This window comes from Maridesulfovibrio salexigens DSM 2638, from assembly GCF_000023445.1.
GTDB classification, from domain to species: Bacteria; Desulfobacterota; Desulfovibrionia; order Desulfovibrionales; family Desulfovibrionaceae; genus Maridesulfovibrio; species Maridesulfovibrio salexigens.
In genome coordinates, this window is sequence record NC_012881.1 from 3,318,573 (window position 1) to 3,338,072 (window position 19,500).

Genomic DNA, 19,500 nt, shown 5'->3' on the forward strand with positions numbered 1-19,500 from the left:
TTTATACCGGAGGACATAATGCCTTACGTACCCCATTCCCCGGAAGAAATCCGGGAAATGCTTGATGTTATCGGCGTGAACTCCGTGGAAGACCTCTTTGCCGAAATCCCGGCCGAACTGCGCCCCAAAAGCTTTAACCTGCCCAAAGGTAAAAGCGAAATGGCAGTTCTGCAGCAGCTGGATAAAATGGCAGCAAAGAACACCACGGACCTGACCAGCTTCCTCGGAGCAGGCTTCTACGACCATTTCATTCCCACAGCGGTTGATGCTCTTTCCTCCCGCAGTGAATTCTACACCGCCTACACCCCCTATCAGCCCGAATCTTCTCAGGGAACCCTGCAGGCAATCTTCGAATATCAGACTGCCATGGCCAGACTCATGGACATGGACTACGCCAACGCCTCAGTTTACGATGGCGGCTCCGCACTCTACGAAGCTACCCTCATGGCTGTGCGCAAGACCAGACGCAGGAAAATAATCGTAAGTGAAGCATTAAACCCGATTTACCGGGTTATGCTCGACTCATACACCACCAACCTGAACCTTGAACTTGTCACCGTGCCCCACAACCATGGCCGCACTAACGTCAAGTCCATCACCGCAGCAGTAGATAAAGACACCGCAGCGGTTATCGTTCAGAACCCCAACTTTTTCGGCTCAGTAAACGATTTCACTGAAATGTTTGCAGCCGTGCACGAGCACAAAGCATTGGCAATCATGTCCACCTACCCGGTTATGCAGTCCGTGCTGAAGACTCCCGGTCAGATGGGTGCTGACATTGCTGTTGCAGACGGACAGTCAATCGGACAGCCACTTTCCTTCGGCGGTCCCTACCTCGGCATTATGACCTGCTCCAAAGCGCTGGTCCGCCAGATGCCCGGACGTATTGCGGGCCGCACCGAAGACGAAGACGGCAAGACCGGCTACGTTCTGACCATTCAGGCACGCGAGCAGCACATCCGCCGCCAGAAAGCGACATCCAACATCTGCTCCAACCAGGCTCTCTGCGCCCTGCGTACCCTGATCCACCTCTGCCTGCTGGGTGAGGAAGGTCTGAACCGCACAGCTGTTCTTTCAGTTGAGCGCGCCCACTACGCAGCCGAACGCCTCACCGCCATTGACGGTGTTGAAATGTTCACCAAAGGTCCCTTCGGCAACGAATTCGCAGTAACTCTTCCGGTCAACGCTTTCGAAGTAATCGACAAGCTCACCGAACGCGGTATCATCCCCGGTTTCCCTGTGGGACGTTACTACGAAGGACTGGAAAACGTACTGCTGGTGGCCTGCACAGAAAAGACCACTGAAGAACAGATCGGCATCTTTGCTGAAATTCTGCGGGGGACAATCTAATGAAGACAGTATTTGAAAAATCCGTTCCCGGTCGTGAAGGCTGCTGGCCTGAAGAGCCCAAATCCAAAATCGAGGATTTCATTCCCGCTGACCTCCTTCGCGAGGGAGCAGGCATGCCCTCTCTTTCCGAATTGGACGTGGTTCGCCACTTCACTCAGCTTTCCCAGAAAAACTTCGGTGTAGATTCCAACTTTTATCCGCTTGGTTCCTGCACCATGAAATACAACCCCAAGTTCACCGAGCAGGTGGCAGCAATGCCCGGATTCGCAAAACTGCATCCGGTCATTCCCCAGCTCAAGGGAGCAGGCCACCATTGTCAGGGTGCACTTGAGGTTATCCACGAAACCGAATCCCTGCTCAGCGAACTTACCGGTATGGCTGCATTTACCATGCACCCCATGGCCGGTGCGCACGGCGAGCTGACCGGGGTTATGCTTATGGCTGCCTACCACCGCGACAAGGGCAACAAGAAAACCAAGATAGTCTGCCCCGACTCTGCGCACGGCACCAACCCCGCATCCGCAGCTGTAGCCGGATACGATGTTGTTTCCGTTGAATCCAAAGACGGCATCATCACACCTGAAGCTCTTGCCGAAGTACTTGATGATGAAGTTGCAGGCGTAATGATGACCTGCCCCAACACTCTCGGCCTTTTCGAGACCCATCTGCCCGAACTGGTTAAGATGATTCACGAGAAAGATGCCCTGCTCTACTATGACGGCGCAAACATGAACGCCATCATGGGTAAGCTGCGTGTCGGCGATGCCGGATTCGACATCGTGCACCTCAACCTGCACAAGACCCTCGGCACCCCGCACGGCGGCGGTGGCCCCGGTTCCGGTCCTGTAGGCGTAAGCGAAAGGGTTAAACCCTTCCTGCCTGTTTCCCGCGTGGAAAAGCTGGAAGACGGCCAGTACTACCTTTCCTACGACGAGCCCAAGTCCATCGGATACGTTGCTCCTTTCTACGGCAACTTCGGTGTTTACCTGAAGGCATACGCATACATGCTTCGCCTCGGCCGCGAAGGTCTGACCCGCGCCACCGAAGGTGCGGTCCTCAGCGCAAACTACATGCGTAAACGTCTCGAAAACCATTACGAGATTCCCTACAACCGCATCTGCATGCACGAATTCGTTGCATCTGCAGTGGAGCAGGCCAAGAACGGCGTACGCGCTCTCGACGTAGCCAAGGCCCTGCTGGATAAGGGACATCATGCTCCGACCATCTACTTCCCGCTCATCGTGAAGGAATGCCTGATGATTGAGCCCACTGAGACTGAAAACAAAGAAACCATCGACCGCTTCATTGACGATCTTATCGAGATCGCTGAAATGGCGGAAAAGAACCCCGAAGTGTTGCAGGCTGCTCCGGTCACCACCTCTGTAAAGAGACTGGACGAGACCAAAGCTGCACGCTCCATGGTGATTACTGATGACGTCAAATAGTTTCCCGACAGAAACACGCTCCTACGACCTCGTGGTCGTAGGAGCCGGTCCGGGCGGTTTTGACGCGGCTCTTGAAGCTGCGGAAGAAGGTATTAAAGTTGCGCTGGTAGAAAAAGAACTGCTCGGCGGAACCTGCCTCAATGTGGGCTGCATTCCCACCAAAATGTACCTCGGTGCAACTTCCCCGGTGGAAGAACTTGCTGCCCAGTCCAAGGCGCGCGTTGCCAAAGGCGAAATCGAGATTGATTTCAAGGCCCTGTGCACCAAGAAGGACCGTTTTATTGCTGCTACCCGCAAGGCTATGGCCCAAAAAGCCAAAAAGCTCGGTATTGACATTTACCCCGCGGTAGCCAAAGTGATTGAGCCGGGTAAAGTGGAAGTTTCCCACCCCGAAGAACAGGCTGTTCTTGAATACAAGAACCTTGTTCTCGCAACCGGTTCCCACCCAACTGTTTTCCCGGGACTGGAACCGGATAACGAAACCATTCTCGATAACACCGGATTCCTCGCGCTGGAAGAAATGCCCACCTCGCTGCTGGTCATCGGCGCGGGCTTCATCGGTCTTGAAATGGCTCAGATTGCACACCGCACAGGATGTAAAATCACTGTTGTGGATGCCCTTGACCGTATTGCAGTTTATGAAGACCCGGAAGTTTCCAAAGCTTTGCAGGGTGTATTCAAACGTCACAAGTGGCAGTTCAATCTCGGTGTGAAGGTTAAATCCGTCACTGCCGAGAACGGACAGGCCGTGCTGCGCACTGAAGACGGGCAGGAATTCACCGCAGAAAAGGCTCTCATTGCCATCGGACGCCGCCCCAATTCTGCGGACATAGGTCTGGAAACACTTGGTGTGGAAACCGCAGGTCCCGGTTTCGTCAAGGTTAACGAAAATCTTGAAGCCGCAGACAATGTCTACGCCATTGGTGACCTGAACGGTAAAATCCTGCTCGCCCACGCCGCCAGCCATCAGGCCGGGTATGTGGTGCGCCGCCTTGCCGGGAAGACAGACGGACCCTACGAACACGGACCGGTCCCGTCCATACTCTACGGTTCCCCGGAAACAATGCGTGTGGGACTCATGCCCGCCGATCTCGAAGGTCAGGGTGAAGTTAAAGTATCCTCCTTCCCACTGGTGGCCAACCCCATTGCACAGGCTTATGCTTCTACGCAGGGCTTTGTAAAAGTGGTATGGCTTGACGGCAAAGTAGCCGGAATCACCGCTGTGGGACACCATGTCTCCGGTTTTACCACCGCTGCTGCCATGATCGTGCAGGAAGCATGGACCAAGGATGACATCCACAAAGTAGTCTTTCCCCACCCCTCTCTGGATGAGGCACTGCTCGGAGCTCTTAAAGCTGAACAGCTCGATCCCAAGTAAGAAGACTGCATACGCATAAGAAAAGGTCCCCTGTTCACCTGAACAGGGGACCTTTTCTTATGCTCTATTTGCTAGGGCTATCTACTCATGCTAGTATACTTATAAATTATCTTTTTCCTGAAACACGGGGGAATAATGTCCAAATTGGCATCCATTTTAATCTTGCTGATTCTTGTTATGTTTCCAAGTTATTCTGTTGCACGCATGGAAATTTCCTTCGCCACTCAAGACTTCTTTCCCTTTTCATATCTGGAAAACGACAAAGTAGCTGGGCCGGGAGCAGAAATTATCCGGGAAGTATGCAAAGAAATAAATGTAAAATGTGATATCAAACTTTATCCGTGGCGCAGATCACTTGCGATGTGCGACAAAGGGCAGGTCCAAGCGCTTTTTATGGTAGGAAAAAATAAAGAGCGAGAGCAGAAATTTTATTTCAGCCCACCTTTGATTGCAACCGAATACGGTTTTTTCGAATGCATGGATAAACCGGTAAACTATAATGGAATTGAAAGCCTTCGCAATATGACAATCGGGACTTATGGCCCATCAAACACATCATATAATCTTGAAAAATTAACCATCGATTTCAAAAGCAATATAAATATCGATATAACCCCTGATGACCTTACGCAATTCAGAAAGTTGGCTCGATGCAGGGTTGACGCGGTTTACTCGAACAGGGATGTCGGGCTTGCGGCAATTAAAAGGTTAAATCTAAACAACATAGCCTACGCAGGAACTGAAAAAAGCCTTAATTATTACATAGTATTTTCCAAAACACACACACCTTCCGTGCTTGTAAGAAAATTCAATCTCAGCCTGTCCCTAATGAAAGAATCAGGAAGGTTACAGCAGATTCTGCTCAAGTATAACCTTAAAGCAGCCTATTGATGCCCCAGCACAAAGCGCTCAATTTCATCAATACGCTTTATATAATCTTTTGTGTAAAGCGGTCCGTTAGCTGTAAACGAAACAGCAGCATTACGATGAACCTGACACCAGTGGGCCAAAACCGGATTGGGCCAGATACGGGAATATGTTTTGATCATATGCAATGTATTGTGGCAGACCGGGGTAAATTCTGCGGTACGGGACAATAGCTCTGTGTAATCTTTTCCAAGATCTAGAAAAAAAGATCCAACTGCTCGTGCACACTGATAATTTGCCCCGGAAGATAGCATCTCGATAAGTTTGTCCTCAGGAAACTTTTCCGGCTGCCACGGACGCAGCCATTCATCAGGAACAACCTCTTCTTCGGAGTATTCTATACGCCCTTCTTTCAGGAATTGTTCTACCTTGCCTGCCAACACGGGCCACATGGAACCGATATGTTCAACATCACGGCTGGCGTGCAGCCCTGTAATAGAATTATTTTCCTCGGTAATCTTGAACTTGAGGAATGGACAGTGGGCTTCGATCTTTTTCTCTGACCCAGCCCATATTCCTGCAAAAATACGATCCAACTCAATAATATTAAGATTATCAATCTCACTTTCCCAGCTCTTAAGAACTGGTCTGGCTGTCCGCCAAAGGTCAGTCCATCCATCAAGATAGGAATAAGGATCGGGACCGAAAGCCGGATAATGGGAAAGACGTGAAACGACAATAATAGGAACCTTAGGAAAACGATCACGAAGATTGCCGAGCATCTCCCGGTAACGATTCAGGTAACTGCCCGGTCTTGCCTGCACCATACCGCAACTGCCTTTCATCCATGCTTCGAATTCAGGGTGCTCATTCCACGCCTCAGGGTTAACGAAAAAAATGTATTTAGATTCTCCATGCACAAAGAGCGGGCTGTTTTCATGAAATAAATTCATCACGATAAGTTGCGGCTGCGGATCGTCAGGTGCAATCATCTGGAACTGGTGAACCAGCTTCCGGTCGTGGTAATATTTTTCCAACCCGAATTTAGCGTCCATGGCCGCCAGTTCCTCTGGGATAATTCCCGGCGAACTGTTATATGTAAATGGGGAAGCCAGAACCCGGTAGGTGCAGGGATAACCAGATTTTTCTACTGCCCTGCCGAGGAAATCCATTTGACAGTTTCCTAAAAAGTAAAGCATTCTGACTCCTTGATGATTGTTGTTTAACTATCAAGATTTCACTCTATTGCAGACTTACAGTCAACCCTAGAAGAATGAAAGAAATAAAGGTTGAAACATTTGTGCTTGGTCCACTTGAGACCAATTCCTACCTGCTCTCCAGCGGTTCTGAGGCAGTGGTCATTGACTGTGGAATGGAACCGGCCCCCATGCTGCAGGCCATTCGTGAGAGGGAACTGAATGTTCATTCCATCTACCTGACCCATATGCACCTTGATCATGTCGGCGGCGTAAGTGCACTGCAAAAACAGACCGGCGCCACGGTCTACGGCAACCACAACGATTTATATCTCAATGATATTCCTGTCAAAAACGGCGGTTCACTTGAATTCAAGAAACTGCTTGATTTTGAAATCACTGACTTGAAGCAGGGACGCAAAAATATCCTCGATAATCCGGTAATGATCATTGAAACTCCGGGACACACCCCCGGAAGCCTGTCCTACTTCTTTCCTGCTATGGGCTGCATCTTTGTCGGCGACCTGCTGTTCATGATTTCAGTCGGACGGACCGATCTGCCCGGAGGCAACAGCGATGAACTGCTCAGCTCCATCAGAAATAGAATTTTCATCCTTCCCGGCGAGACCCAAATATTTTCCGGACACGGGCCAATGACCACCATCAAACACGAAATGCGCAATAACCCGTTGTTTGTTTAGAGATGCCTCCGGCGCCTTAACCCCTTTTGCAAAAGAATTTGTTACACTGTCGTTATCCCTAAGACTCGAAGCAAAGCTTCTCGCCTAAGGGCTAATGCAAGAATCCCAAAACTTTTAATAAGCTTCGCTTTCTTAGTGATCCAAAATTGTCCACTACAAAAAAAGGAGAAACAACCTTCAGGTCGTTTCTCCTTTTATTTTGAATTCTTTTTATCTAGCGAATCTAATATTTAAGACCCAGCTGCTTTTTCAGGTAGGTAAAATCGATGTGTTTTTCTACCAGATCAACACCGTGCTTGATCTTGGCAGACTCACGCAGCTTGTGGCGGGAAAGAATATCTTCCATTTTCTTCGCAACGGTAAAAGTATCGTCACGAACCACGATAATGGGTGTTTCCAGCACTTCTGAGCGAGTCAGGATAATATCATTCGGGTAAAGGTTACCAGTCAGCACCAGACAAGGACATTCCCCTTCAAGGGCCACCAGCTGAACATCTGAACGGTCACCACCGACGATAACCGCGGAGTTTCGATGCCTGCGGAAATGAGTCATAAAGTTTTCCACCTGCATGGTACCGATGAGAAAACTTTCCACGGGCTGGTCAGTGCGATTATGAGCAGTAATGATCTTTCCGCCGAGACGATCGGCAAGGTCACCAACTTTGATTGTACCCATGAGCGGATCCTTAGGAATCACGCCAAGAACTTTAACACCCTTGCGCTCAAGAAACGGTTTAATGAGGGTTGTAATCTCATCCATGAAGGTCGGCGGGATGTCGTTAAGCACAACGCCCGCAAGATTATCGCCCAGAGCTTCCTTAAGCACCACCAGATAGTCGTAATTAAGTTCCTTCTGAAAACGGTCGATAACCACGCATTTGATGCCCAGCTTCTTAACCAGATGAATACCATCAACTCCGCAATATTTACCGGAGTACATGGAACCGGAACCTGCAACCAGAGTCAGGTCTTTACCTGCGCTGATCTTAGCGTAACCATCAACAATAGGCTGAACATGGTCCTCAACCTTACCGTTAAAGGCCTGAACCTTAAAATCGTGGGTAACAACCACCGGGGTAACAACATTCGGAGGATTGGAAACGCCGAGCACATCCTGAATAAAGAATGCATCTTCATCCCCCAGCCGTCCATCAACCTCAGCAGGAATTGCGCCCACAGGTTTCATATACCCAAGGCTGACGCCCTGTTTCTGAAAATGCAGCCCCAACCCCATAACAATCATGTTCTTACCGGAATATCCGCTAGTAGAACCAATATATAAACCGGACATAATGTCCTCCTTGTAACTAACTTACTGTCATCCTCATATTAGCAACAACAGCACCATCCGGGCCGGCGATAACCGGATCAAACTCAGCTTCCTGAATCTCCGGAAGGTCAGAGGCCATCTGGGAAACCATGAGCAGCACATCTTCCAAAGCGCCGAGATTTACCGCCGTGCCGGAACGTACCCCCCGTAAAATAGGATACGCTTTGATCTCACGGATCATTTCCTGAGCATCATTTAGTGCCAGAGGAGCCAGCCGTGATGATACATCACCAAGCAGGTCCACGTGAAGTCCCGCAAGGGAGAAATTTATAAGCGGCCCGAACTGGGGGTCACGCTTGAAAGTTACCACAATTTCATGGGAATCCTTCGGTCCCATAGCTTGAACCAAACACCCGGTAATGTATGCATCTTTGCACCTTCTGGTCGCCCGTGTGGTAATTTCCAGAAAAGCCTTACGCAGAGCCTGCGGAGTCTGGATATCGGTGATAACCAACCCGAGCTCCTGCTTACGTGAAATCTGGGGAGAAGCCACCTTAAGCGCTACAGGATACCCGATCCTTTTGGCGGCCTTGGCTGCCTGATTTGAAGTTCGGGCCAAAACGGTTTCCGGCACAGGAAGTTCGTAGGCAGAAGCCAATTGCTGGGCGTCCAATTCCACGAGTTCGGTCAATCCGGTCTTGCGGCAGTTCTCTACAATGGACTTGGCCTTGGAATAGTCGCGCCTGAAACAGACATCAATGGGCCAATCTTTTTTCTGCCAGCGGTAACAACGGGTCATGGCATCAAGGGAACGGACTGCAGCTTCAGGAAATTCGTAGCACGGAATTCCTGCTGCACGAAGCATCCTGCGTGCTTTTCTGGTCGAATGGTCACCCATAAAACAAGTGATGATGGGCTTATCACATTCTTTTTCCAATTCGATAATATCTGCGGCAGCTTTTTCCACATCTTCAAGAATATTGGCCGCCGGAGTCAGAATAATCAGAATGGAATGAAATACATCATCCTCTGCAACAGCCCTAAGTACTTTGTGATAGGTATCAGCATTTGCATCCCCAAGCATATCAATGGGGTTGTATAAAGAAGCGTAGCGAGGAAGAACTTCCTTCATCTTTTCGAGAGTTGACGATGAGGGACGTGAAATATTCAGGGTACCTTTCTCGGCCATGTCGGTGGCGAGAATTCCGGGACCGCCGGAGTTGGTGATAATGGCGACATTGGAGCCGCTGGGTAAAGGCTGGCAGGAAAATGCATGGGCAAGGTTGAACATATCTTCTATGTCCACAGCCTGCATTACCCCGGTTTGATTGAATGCAGCATTGTAAGCAGTGGTAGCCCCGGTCAAATGTCCGGCATGGGCTGAAGCAGCCCTTGCACCGGAAGGAGTTTCCCCGGCCCGCAATAAAATGAGAGGCTTTTTAAAAGTTGTATCGTAGGCTGTACGGAGGAAATCCTGTCCGTCCTTTAGTGTTTCGCAATAGCCGACAATAACTTTAGTATCTTCGTCGTTGGCAAGATAATTAAGCATGGTGGCTTCACCGAGAACAGCCTTATTGCCGAGACTGATAAATTTTGAAAAACCGACACCTTCGCTATTGGCCCAGTCAAGAGCGGTGCTGCACATGGCCCCGGACTGTGAGAGAAAAGCAATATTACCCTTAAGCGTAAAATCAGGATCAAGGCTGGCGTTCATGCCCAGAGCCGTATTCATGAGTCCCATACAATTTGGACCGAGAATAATCATATCATGATTCTTAGCTGTCCTTGCCAATTCCCTTTCCAGACGATAACCTTCCCGTCCGGTCTCGCCGAAACCGCCACTGGTAACAACGGCAGCTCGGACCAGAATTTCTGAAAGATCGTCTATCGCTTGAATAGCTTCATCTGGCGGAAGACATATCAAGGCCAAATCAATCCCACGGGGTAATTGGGAAACCGAAGAAAATGCGCCAAGTCCGTGAACTTCGGCTCCTTCCCCATTGACGGGGAATATTTTTCCCTTATATCCAGAGGCAAGGAGGTTGGCAGTAATTATGCTGGCCTTATCCTGAGGATCGGCAGAAATTCCGATTACGGCAATCGCTTTGGGCTCAAACAAGGCCTTTAAACATGAATATGAGTACATTCGTTAATATAAATTCAAGCAGGTTTGTATGGTAGAAGATTTTTCTCGCCTCCAGCAAGGTATCCACTATCGATTTTCTCAAGTCAAGCATTTAGCCACCGCACTGACCCACAGTTCTTGGGCAAATGAACAACCTGAGCCTGTTGAAGACAACGAAAGACTGGAGTTTTTGGGTGACGCAGTGTTGGAACTATGCGTTACAGAAGAGCTGTTTAAAAGGTTTAAGGGAGCTCATGAAGGCCAGCTGACCAAGATCAGATCAAAGCTGGTCAAAGAAAAAAGCCTTGCCACAATTGCGCGGGAACTGGATATAAACGATTTTTTGAAACTGGGACGCGGAGAAGAAGCACAAGGCGGCCGCAACCGTTCCTCCCTGCTGGCTGATGCCATGGAAGCAGTCATCGGGGCTGTATTTCTTGACGGGGGCTATGCCGAAGCACAAAAATTTATCATGCGGATATTTGCCAATAAATGGCCTGCAACTTTCAAGATAGAAAGTTCCAAGGACTTCAAAAGCAAATTACAGGAAGTGACTCAGGCCAGATTCAAAGAACGTCCGACCTACGTGCTTACCGGAACCAAAGGCCCGGAGCATGAAAAAATATTTATGGTAAATCTGAATCTCCCGGATGGGAAATCTTTTGATTCGGAAGGTTCCAGCCTTAAAAAAGCCGAACAGACAGCTGCGGCCAAGGCTCTTGATTATCTCACAGAAGACGAAGGTCTATCTTAAAATAACCGCATCCAACTTTTTCCTACGCTCCGGGATTTAAAAACACCCAGATGCGAGGAGTAAAAAAAGGCTGAAATGATACGTATACACCATACGTGAGTTTCAGCTTTTTTTTTGCAATGCGCTGAAAGTTAGTTAGAGCTTTATTGACTGCCCCAAAATAGTTCAAGGACTGGGAGGCGGTGATCAATCGCCTCCACAGTCCTTAATCTTCACCCGATTATCTCAAGCGGTTTTAGCCGCCAATGAGCTGCATTGCCATCTTCGGCAGTGAGTTAGCCTGCGAGAGCATCGCTACCGCGGACTGAGTGAGAATCTGGTTACGTACGAATTCGGTCATTTCAGTTGCTACGTCCACGTCTGAGATACGGGATTCAGCAGCCTGAACGTTTTCTGCCTGAATGGAGAGGTTGGTAATGGTATTCTCCAACCTGTTCTGCATGGCACCAAGGTTCGCACGAATCTTATCTTTTGAAATAATTGCCTGCTGGAGCTTATCCAGAGCCTGCTGTGCCAGAGCCTGAGTAGAGATGGAAGTCTGTACACCAAGGGCTGAAGCTGTAGATTCACCGATTGCGATGTAATAGTAGTCTTCTGCGGAATCGTTACCGGTTCCGAAGTGAACCTTCAGCGGGCCGGTGGAATGGAGTCCGTTACCGTTATGGGCACCGGTGCCACCTGAAAGGTTACCGTTCAGCAGGTGGATACCGTTAAAGTCGGTAGCATTTGCGATACGGGTAATTTCCGAGGCCATTGCCTGGAATTCAGAATCGATGATAAGACGCTGGTCGGAGTTGTAGGTACCGGTGGATGCCTGGGTTGCCAGCTCTTTCATGCGGATGAGCTTTTCATCGATTACCTGCAGTGCGCCGTCTGCGGTCTGAATCATGGAGATAGCATCGTTGGCGTTTCTCATACCCTGGTTAAGGGATTTAACGTCAGCGCGCATAAGTTCACGAATTGCGAGACCGGCAGCATCGTCAGCTGCGGTGCCGACTCTCAAACCTGATGAGAGGCGACGAGTTGAAGTGCCGAGGTTGCCGTACGCTTCCTGCAGGTTGCGCGAGGCGTGCATTGCCATAAGGTTGTGGTTAATGACTAAGGACATATCTGAACCTCCTTGTAGTTCACAAAATTCCGTTTTTGTTAACCAACCTTAAGCAGAGCGTGTGCCAAAACTATTTTTTCATTAAATTTCAATACATTATTCATATAAATAAAGTCTAGACTTCTTTATATTCAGCTAAAGAGTCAATTTTTTCCCGCCCTTTCGGCCTATTGACTGTCATTTTTCAGAACAACGGGAAAAGCCGTCCCACCACACAAGCAAACTACTATTATACTTATCTTTTAAAGAACATATGACTGACAAACTAGGCATTAACTGCCGCTGCCCCCGCAAACCACGCCGGAAGCAAACATCAAGAAACACAATCATATTAATATGGAATAAACATTCCTTAAGGTGAGAAGGTCCGAAAACAAAAAAAATGGAAACCCCGCTTCCGAAACGGCATATTCGGGAGCGGGGTTTCCGGGTACCTGTGCAGTCGGGGGAGTCAATCCCGTCTGCGGAGGTTGTAGAAGGAGTTTTCCTATATATTCAGCATCATCAGGATACTTTATTCACGTTAGCGCTTAAGCTGGATAAGCTCGCCCATCATGGAGTCAGTTGTTGTGATTACCTTGGAGTTCGCCTGGAAACCACGCTGGGTTGTGATCATGCTTACGAACTCAACCGCAAGGTCCACGTTAGACATTTCAAGAGAGTTTGAGGCGATGGAGCCCTTACCGCTGCTGTTTGGCAGGCCGGTCAAAGCATCTCCTGACTCCCTTGTCTGGGTGAAGAGGTTACCGCCTTCACGTCTCAGCCCCCAGTCATTATTGAATGAGGCAATGGTCAGTACGTAGAGTTCCTGAATCTGACCGTTTGAATAACGTCCGGTCAGAACACCGTCCCTGCTGACAGAAGTACTCTGCAGGAAACCTGCGGTGTAACCGTCCTGAGACTGGAACAGAGTGGTGGAGCCGGAGCTGTAACTGGTAGTAGCAAGTGCGCTCTTCTCGGCATCACCGAAGTTGGGGATATTACTGATGTCAGTAATGTTAGTACCGAGCAGGCTCGCGTTGGAGACAGTTGCCCCACCCCAGCCTTTAGTTGTTCCGGTTCCGGAGAGATCCTTGTTGTTTAATCCAAAATTCATCTCGATAGTTACCGGGTCATTGCTGGCATCGGTAAAACTTGCATTGGACCGCGACAGGAAGTTTGCTGTCAGAACCGGCAGGCCGTCCTGTGAGAATTCAGCCAGAGACCATTCATCAGCATTCCTGAGGTCTGCCGCTGCGGTACCGCCGTTACTCTTAAGGGTAAAGGCTGATACACCGGTCAGGTCACCGGCTGCGTTGAAAGTCATAGTACCGGTCATGAGCAGTCCTGCTGCAGAAGTTCCGGCAAAGTTTACACCGTCATCGGAGATACGACCGTCTTCTTCGGGGTCGCAGGTTACGATAAATTCCCAGACCTTCTTACCGCCAGCGTTACTGAGGGTAACCTGGTCAAAATAAGTGGTCACGTTATGAGCGGAACCGTTGGCGTCATAAACCTTGATAGTGGACTGGTAGCCGTACAGGGAATCGCCAAGAGGCGGCTCAGCTGCTCCATCCCATGAATTAAAGAGGGAGAGATAGGGAGCAGTGCTGTCAGTTGAGCGGCTGGCTTCCTGTGAATCAAGGTTGGTGATCATATTGATAGTAGTGGTAGCCTTCGGTGCGGACTGGAAGTTCTCCAGCCTGATATCGGTAGGAACACCAACGGTACGTACAGCATTACTGGTACTTACACTGGCGCCGGTGGCAACCTGTGAGTTACTTTCATCCTGTACCTGCCAACCCTGCAGCACATAACCGTGCGGGTCGGTAAGATAACCGTCTTTGTCAAAACGGAAGTTACCGGCGCGGGTGTAGTAGGAAGTCTCTTCATCTTTGGGAGAGACTATGAAAAATCCGTCACCACCGATTGCGAGGTCGGTGGACTCAGAGGTTGTTTCGAAGGACCCCTGAGCGAAGTCGGCATAAATTGCCCCAACCTGCACGCCTCGACCTACCTGTGCAACACCGGTAGCTGTGGACATGTCCTGACTGATGGCGTCTTCAAAGTGCATTTTAGCACTTTTAAAACCGACTGTGTTTACGTTTGCGATGTTGTTACCAAGCACGGACATTTTGTCGCCGTGGGCCTGTAAACCTGTGATTCCTGAGAATAATGATGCTGATAAACCCATAAGAACCTCCTAAAGTCCTGTTGACTCGCGAATGTTTTCCTATCCCTTAAGCCGGGCCATGCCGTTGGCCTGATTAGCTTGAAGCGGATTCGGATGATTCACTTGATGAATCAGAGACATCCGTCGGACTTACTACTTCTCTGATGTTGAGGAAGTTGATGTAGCGACCGTCTTTAAGGTGCAGGTATTGCTGCCCGCCCTCGGAAACAACTCCGGAGACTTCACCACTGACTTCCGTCTTAACCATTACCGGACTGCCTTCAGCGTCTTCCGCTGCCATGGCGATGGTGTAAACACCGTCCGGTACATCCTTGCCTGCCCAGTTCTTTCCATCCCATTCGAACTCGAAGGTCCCTTCAGCCTTTGAGCCGAGTTGAACAGTGCGGACAAGGTTTTTATTGTTATCGTAAATGTTGATGAACGCGTTTGCCACAGGCTCGCCGAGACCGTAGAAGACCTTACTGATCTTTCCGTTATCGCGGCTGATGGAATAACCTTCCGCTTTTACTTCTTTGCCGATGAAGCCTACTGCGGAGACCATCTGGTCCTGAGCGTTGTTATCGATCATAGTCTTGATGTTGCTGTTCACCTGAGTGAGCTGTTCAAGACTGGAGAACTGTGCCATCTGCGCCATGTACTCTTTATCTTCCATGGGGTTTGCAGGATCCTGGTTCTGCATCTGGGTAAGGAGAAGCTTCAGGAAGTCATCCTGTCCCAGCTGATTTTTATGCTTTGGCTGGTTGCTTGCTGCCATGTCGGCTTCTGCTCTGCCAAGTATGTTACTGAACCCTACGTATCCCATGACTACACCTCTTAATTTTTGCTAAGCGGGGCTAAATTTATGTTAAGCCACTATGTAAAGCCCGCTCTGGGAAATTTGTGCCTTCTGCTGTACAGTTTGCATTTCCCGGGCCAAAGAGGATCCTTCTTGTCTTAAAGTCTGCCAGCGCTTGCGCATTTCAGACATCATTTCCTGATATTGCGCTGCGTTATGATCTTCAGCATTTTTCCATGAAGAGTCGGTCTGGCTATCTGAAATGCCGGTCTGGACTTCAAGTTTTTCCACTTTGAGGCCCTGCTCTTCCAATGCCTGCTTTACAACTTCAAGCTGCTCGGCAATAACTTTCGCCGTATCAGGATTTTCCGCTCTGATTGTAGCCTGAACGTCCTTGTTCTTGACCTGCAACATTACGTTTACTGTGCCAAGGTTATGAGGATTCAGCTGCAATGTAAGCTGCTTGCGACCCTGACCGAGATTCTTGAATACGCCTTCCTGAACCTGCTCCAGAATGTTGGATCGGGCAGTTTTTTCCCACATGAGATCAGTCTTACCGGCCTGAGCTGACTTGACTGCACTTTGCAGGGTACCGAATCCGTTGCCGAAGATATTGCCGTTAAGATTTCCTTCGCCCTTCACGAAGGATTCATCAGTAAGCTTGCCGAAGAAATCATTCCAGCTGTCCTGATCATCAGAATCGGAAAGAAGCTGTTCCAGCCAATGACGGTTGGAATTCTTATCTTCAGTCTGGCCGGCATTCTGTTTCCCGGCATTGGCATCGCCTTTTAAGTCGGCACCGTTCTTGGAAGGATTGTTGTCTTTCTGAGCAGGATTTTCTCCGTTCTGCCCATTCTGACCATCCTGCTTGACGCTCTCGCTGACTTCCTTAGCCGCTCCCATGGAGTTACTAATCACATCAGCCGAGGCCATTCTCATAGTGCTGGGAGACTGGTCGGAAGCTTTTTCCATTGCTGAATGCAAAGACTCAGCGACAGTCTTAACCAACTTGAGATCCTTTCCATCCTGTTCGGCCTGCTGCTGGGCAAGAGCCGACTTAAGAACAGAAAATCCTTTCTTAAAGTCAGCGGCGGTAGCACCTTCAGCGGTAAGCAGCTGGGTAATCTTTTTACCGGTATCGCCCTTAAGCTTGAACAAATCGGTTAAGGTCTTGGTTTCATCTTCAGAAAGCTGAAGCTTTTCGGAGTCAGGCATCGATGCCAGCTTAGCCTGCATTTTCTCAACTACATCACCAAGCTTACCCTGACGGATAGATGCCAAGAGTCCCTTGGATTCATCCGGGGTAAAACCGAGCTGGGAAAATATGGAATTCAGATTCTGTTCTTGAATAGGGCTAAGCGTAATACCTTTCATGCCTTTCATCATGCCTGAAAGCTCAGACACCAACTGGCCGTAGGTAATGCCGTTCTCGCTCATAACCTTCTCTTCAAGGTCGGCGATATCTTTTTTATCAAGACCGTACTCTTCAAGTTCTTCCTTGATTTCATTCCAGTCTTCGCGGCTTACCTTAAGATCCTGCGGCTGTTCTTCAACAGACTGCATGGCAACTTTTTCCGCAGCCTCATCAAGATATTCAGCGGCTGCTTCAGGCTCGGAACGGGAAGTTACATCCTCATAAGCAGATGCAGCTTCATTCACGATATCCTGAACCGGCTGGTACGCTGCCTGTGCCTCGGACTGGCTGGAATAAAGGAAATTATCGAACATAGATGAGCGAAAAGTATCCTCAGACAGTGATGTTCTGTCCAAAAGATTGCTCAAGCCCTGATTAGTTTGTTCGTGATGTGGAAGTATTTTCATATTCTGACTCCTCGACATTTCTTTATTCACGAGGCGTGCCAAAAATAAAAATACTTTATTTCAGATAGTTATAAGAAAAACACTCTTCAATACGAAGGAATATTCTTCCCTTTTAAGGAAAATAATTCAGTGCAGGTCAGCTGCTGCTAAGAATCGCGGCAAGCTGTTCATAGTAAGATAGGACTCTGATCCACGATTCGCGGCTGTAATCATTATTTTGCAGAAAAAGTTGTATGAAACCTGTAAATTGCCGCAAAATTAAAGGACATGAATTCCAAAAAGAATCATTCAACGGAGCACTGCGGGCCAACCCGCGGCTGAACTCTTTACCTAAAAGCGGTAGGTGTTTAGACATCTTTCCGGCAAGCTCCGTTTTTTGAGCAGCAAACTCTGCCCAAGCACGATTTGGACCATCGGTAGACCACAAACCGAAAACCGCTCCGAAATACTGCTGCCAGAACTTACCCAATAAGTCCCCGGCCTGTGCCCTGCTACCGCTCAACTGGTTCAAATGATATAAACCATCAGCATTACGCGCAGTTAAAGACATACGTAATCCGGGCATATTGATCTTCTGTAAACTGGCCCGGTCTTCAACAATTATGCGTTTGGCTGCCACGGCGATACGAGAAGGAGTAAAAGGAGTATGGCAATACAATTGATCTCGGGTACAGGACCAACACCCAAGAGCGCAACTCATAGTGGAACGCAGAACAAAATGATCATTCTGATACGGTCCGGTTTCCCACGGGTTCACATTGCCCATAGAAAGATTGAGTACTTTTAATCCCGACCATGCAGCCAGATGCATGGGGCCGGTATCCGGGGTAATAAAAAGCTGCAAAGACTGCCCAACAGCAATCAATTCCCCTAGCTTGAGTTTACCGGACATATCAAGGACAGGACCTTTGCACATGCGGGCTACTTCCTGCCCAATTCCCCGCTCCATCGGCCCGCCGAACAATACCGGCCTAAGCCCCTTACCCAGCAGTTCCGTACACAAGTCAGCCCAGAACCGGACCGAAGGCCGCTTGGCCTCCTCGCTTGCTCCCAGAAAAATACCGATCCGATTGGACTCCTTATGCAGAGTACGCGGCTGAGGCCATCTGGTACTGGCGAGATGACTTAAAGGGACACAATCCAAAGCATTCAAATCCGCCCAGTGAAAAAGATTATGGCGATTATTCTCGACTACGCTGGCCCGGTAAAGCTGCCAGTTACCCAGGATATGAGTTACCCCGTCCTTGGATGCCACAGGACCGAGCTTAGCTTCAGACTGTAACTCTCCGGCAAGGTTTGCAGCCTGACTGCGGATACTCAGGTTAACAATCAACTCATACTTATTCTGACGCAGAACCTGAACACCTTCCCAAGGGAAGTAGGTGACTCTCGGACTGATCGGCATAAGAGGACGGAAAAATTTTTCCTCGGCCACCACCCAGATAGGATGGCCGGGATAGGTTCTTTCCAACCAGAGAAAAAGCGGAAAAGAGAGAATCAAATCCCCCATGCGCTGCATCTGAAGAACAAGTATCGGACGTTTAGACATGGACGCACTTTACAGTAATATTTTATAAAATTCTATGGGGAGACAAGTAGCAAAAACCCCGGTCCTCCATATAAAAGACCGGGGTTATACTCAAACATACAGACCAAAATTACTTGGTAAGCTTCTCCCAATCGGCATTAAAAGCAGCCAGTCCCTTATCAGTCAGGGGGTGGGCGGCAAGCTGGCTAATTACACTGTACGGAATGGTAGCCACGTCCGCACCGATCAAAGCTGAATCCAGCACATGCATGGGATGACGAATCGAAGCCACAAGAATCTTGGTGGGGAAATCATAATTATCAAAGATAGTGCGTATCTGACGGATAAGTTCCATACCATCATGAGCTATTCCATCCAGACGGCCAACAAAAGGACTAACATAAGTGGCCCCGGCCTTGGCAGCCAGCAAAGCCTGCAAAGGCGAGAAAACAAGGGTAACATTGGTCTTTACGCCTTTACGATAAAGGCTTTCTGTAGCTACCAGACCTTCGTTGGTCATGGGTACCTTGATAACCACATTATCGCCAAATGAAGCAAGATCTTCGGCCTCGCGGATCATTTCCTCGGCACTCTCACCAACAACCTCAAGACTGACCGGACCTTCAACTTCCGCGCAGATTGCTTCGGCCTGCTTCCGCCAGTCTCCACCCTCACGGGAGAGCAGGGTCGGATTGGTTGTTACGCCATCCATCAAACCTTGCGCCTTAGCCTTCCTTATCTCCTCAAGATTCGCAGTATCCAGAAAGAACTCCATGCACACCTCACAATTAACTTCAATCATTACTAAAACTTACAAACAAAAAACATTTTTTTCAGGCACGTATTGTCTTCAACATAGCCCATTTCGCACTTTAGAAAAAGAGCTATATTTAAAAATAACCAAGACTTAACCGAGATAAATATAAAATAAGCTTCACAAAATACTCTCTGTTGACAACTCTTATGATGCGGAGTAAACACTTCTTCATTATGAACGTTTCTTACTCCA

General features: G+C 48.9%; 15 protein-coding genes. 6 read left to right on the forward strand and 9 right to left on the reverse strand.

Annotation, left to right across the window (positions count from 1 at the left end; translation table 11 throughout):
- Positions 1-18 precede the first annotated feature (18 nt).
- The 4 genes from gcvPA (at position 19) to DESAL_RS15180 (ending at position 5,064) form a co-directional block, all read left to right on the forward strand.
- Positions 19-1,350, forward strand: a complete 1,332-nt coding sequence (gene gcvPA / locus DESAL_RS15165) for an aminomethyl-transferring glycine dehydrogenase subunit GcvPA (RefSeq protein WP_015852863.1) — start codon at positions 19-21, stop codon at positions 1,348-1,350.
- A complete protein-coding gene (gene gcvPB, locus DESAL_RS15170; RefSeq protein WP_015852864.1) occupies positions 1,350-2,795 on the forward strand; it encodes an aminomethyl-transferring glycine dehydrogenase subunit GcvPB in 1,446 nt (481 codons plus the stop codon). The genes gcvPA and gcvPB overlap by 1 nt, the downstream gene beginning before the upstream one ends.
- Positions 2,782-4,173, forward strand: coding sequence for a dihydrolipoyl dehydrogenase family protein (locus DESAL_RS15175; RefSeq protein ID WP_015852865.1), 1,392 nt, complete (start codon positions 2,782-2,784; stop codon positions 4,171-4,173). The genes gcvPB and DESAL_RS15175 overlap by 14 nt, the downstream gene beginning before the upstream one ends.
- 204 nt (positions 4,174-4,377) lie before the next feature.
- The gene (locus tag DESAL_RS15180; protein WP_245543749.1) at positions 4,378-5,064 is read left to right on the forward strand and encodes a substrate-binding periplasmic protein; all 687 of its coding nucleotides are present in this window, start codon (positions 4,378-4,380) and stop codon (positions 5,062-5,064) included.
- On the opposite strand, the gene DESAL_RS15185 is transcribed toward DESAL_RS15180, so the two are convergent.
- Positions 5,058-6,239, reverse strand: coding sequence for a hypothetical protein (locus DESAL_RS15185; protein WP_015852867.1), 1,182 nt, complete (start codon positions 6,237-6,239; stop codon positions 5,058-5,060). The two genes, DESAL_RS15180 and DESAL_RS15185, sit on opposite strands and share 7 nt — an antisense overlap.
- 74 nt (positions 6,240-6,313) lie before the next feature.
- Here DESAL_RS15185 and DESAL_RS15190 point away from each other — a divergent pair, with 74 nt between their 5' ends.
- Complete coding sequence (locus tag DESAL_RS15190) at positions 6,314-6,937, forward strand: MBL fold metallo-hydrolase (RefSeq protein ID WP_015852868.1); 624 nt, start codon at positions 6,314-6,316, stop codon at positions 6,935-6,937.
- Positions 6,938-7,160: 223 nt separating this feature from the next.
- Here DESAL_RS15190 and DESAL_RS15195 read toward each other — a convergent pair whose 3' ends face one another.
- Both DESAL_RS15195 and DESAL_RS15200 read right to left on the reverse strand, forming a co-directional pair.
- Entirely contained in the window at positions 7,161-8,228 is a 1,068-nt protein-coding gene (locus DESAL_RS15195) for a phosphotransacetylase family protein (RefSeq protein ID WP_015852869.1), read from the reverse strand.
- 16 nt (positions 8,229-8,244) lie between these two features.
- On the reverse strand, positions 8,245-10,326 hold the full coding sequence (locus DESAL_RS15200) for an acetate--CoA ligase family protein (RefSeq protein ID WP_245543750.1): 2,082 nt from the start codon (positions 10,324-10,326) through the stop codon (positions 8,245-8,247).
- Between the two features lie 55 nt (positions 10,327-10,381).
- Between DESAL_RS15200 and rnc the strand changes: the two genes are divergently transcribed.
- On the forward strand, positions 10,382-11,086 hold the full coding sequence (gene rnc, locus DESAL_RS15205; RefSeq protein ID WP_015852871.1) for a ribonuclease III: 705 nt from the start codon (positions 10,382-10,384) through the stop codon (positions 11,084-11,086).
- Positions 11,087-11,321: 235 nt separating this feature from the next.
- On the opposite strand, the gene DESAL_RS15210 is transcribed toward rnc, so the two are convergent.
- From DESAL_RS15210 to fsa, 6 genes are all read right to left on the reverse strand, one after another.
- Complete coding sequence (locus tag DESAL_RS15210; RefSeq protein ID WP_015852872.1) at positions 11,322-12,194, reverse strand: flagellin N-terminal helical domain-containing protein; 873 nt, start codon at positions 12,192-12,194, stop codon at positions 11,322-11,324.
- A 523-nt stretch (positions 12,195-12,717) separates the two neighbouring features.
- On the reverse strand, positions 12,718-14,367 hold the full coding sequence (locus DESAL_RS15215; RefSeq protein ID WP_015852873.1) for a flagellar hook protein FlgE: 1,650 nt from the start codon (positions 14,365-14,367) through the stop codon (positions 12,718-12,720).
- A 73-nt stretch (positions 14,368-14,440) separates the two neighbouring features.
- A complete protein-coding gene (locus tag DESAL_RS15220) occupies positions 14,441-15,169 on the reverse strand; it encodes a flagellar hook assembly protein FlgD (RefSeq protein ID WP_015852874.1) in 729 nt (242 codons plus the stop codon).
- A gap of 42 nt (positions 15,170-15,211) precedes the next feature.
- Entirely contained in the window at positions 15,212-16,963 is a 1,752-nt protein-coding gene (locus tag DESAL_RS15225) for a flagellar hook-length control protein FliK (protein ID WP_015852875.1), read from the reverse strand.
- A 136-nt stretch (positions 16,964-17,099) separates the two neighbouring features.
- Positions 17,100-18,512, reverse strand: coding sequence for a glycosyltransferase family 9 protein (locus DESAL_RS15230; RefSeq protein ID WP_015852876.1), 1,413 nt, complete (start codon positions 18,510-18,512; stop codon positions 17,100-17,102).
- A 109-nt stretch (positions 18,513-18,621) separates the two neighbouring features.
- Positions 18,622-19,266: a fructose-6-phosphate aldolase gene (fsa, locus tag DESAL_RS15235; RefSeq protein ID WP_015852877.1), complete on the reverse strand. Its 645-nt coding sequence runs from the start codon at positions 19,264-19,266 to the stop codon at positions 18,622-18,624.
- Positions 19,267-19,500 lie beyond the last annotated feature (234 nt).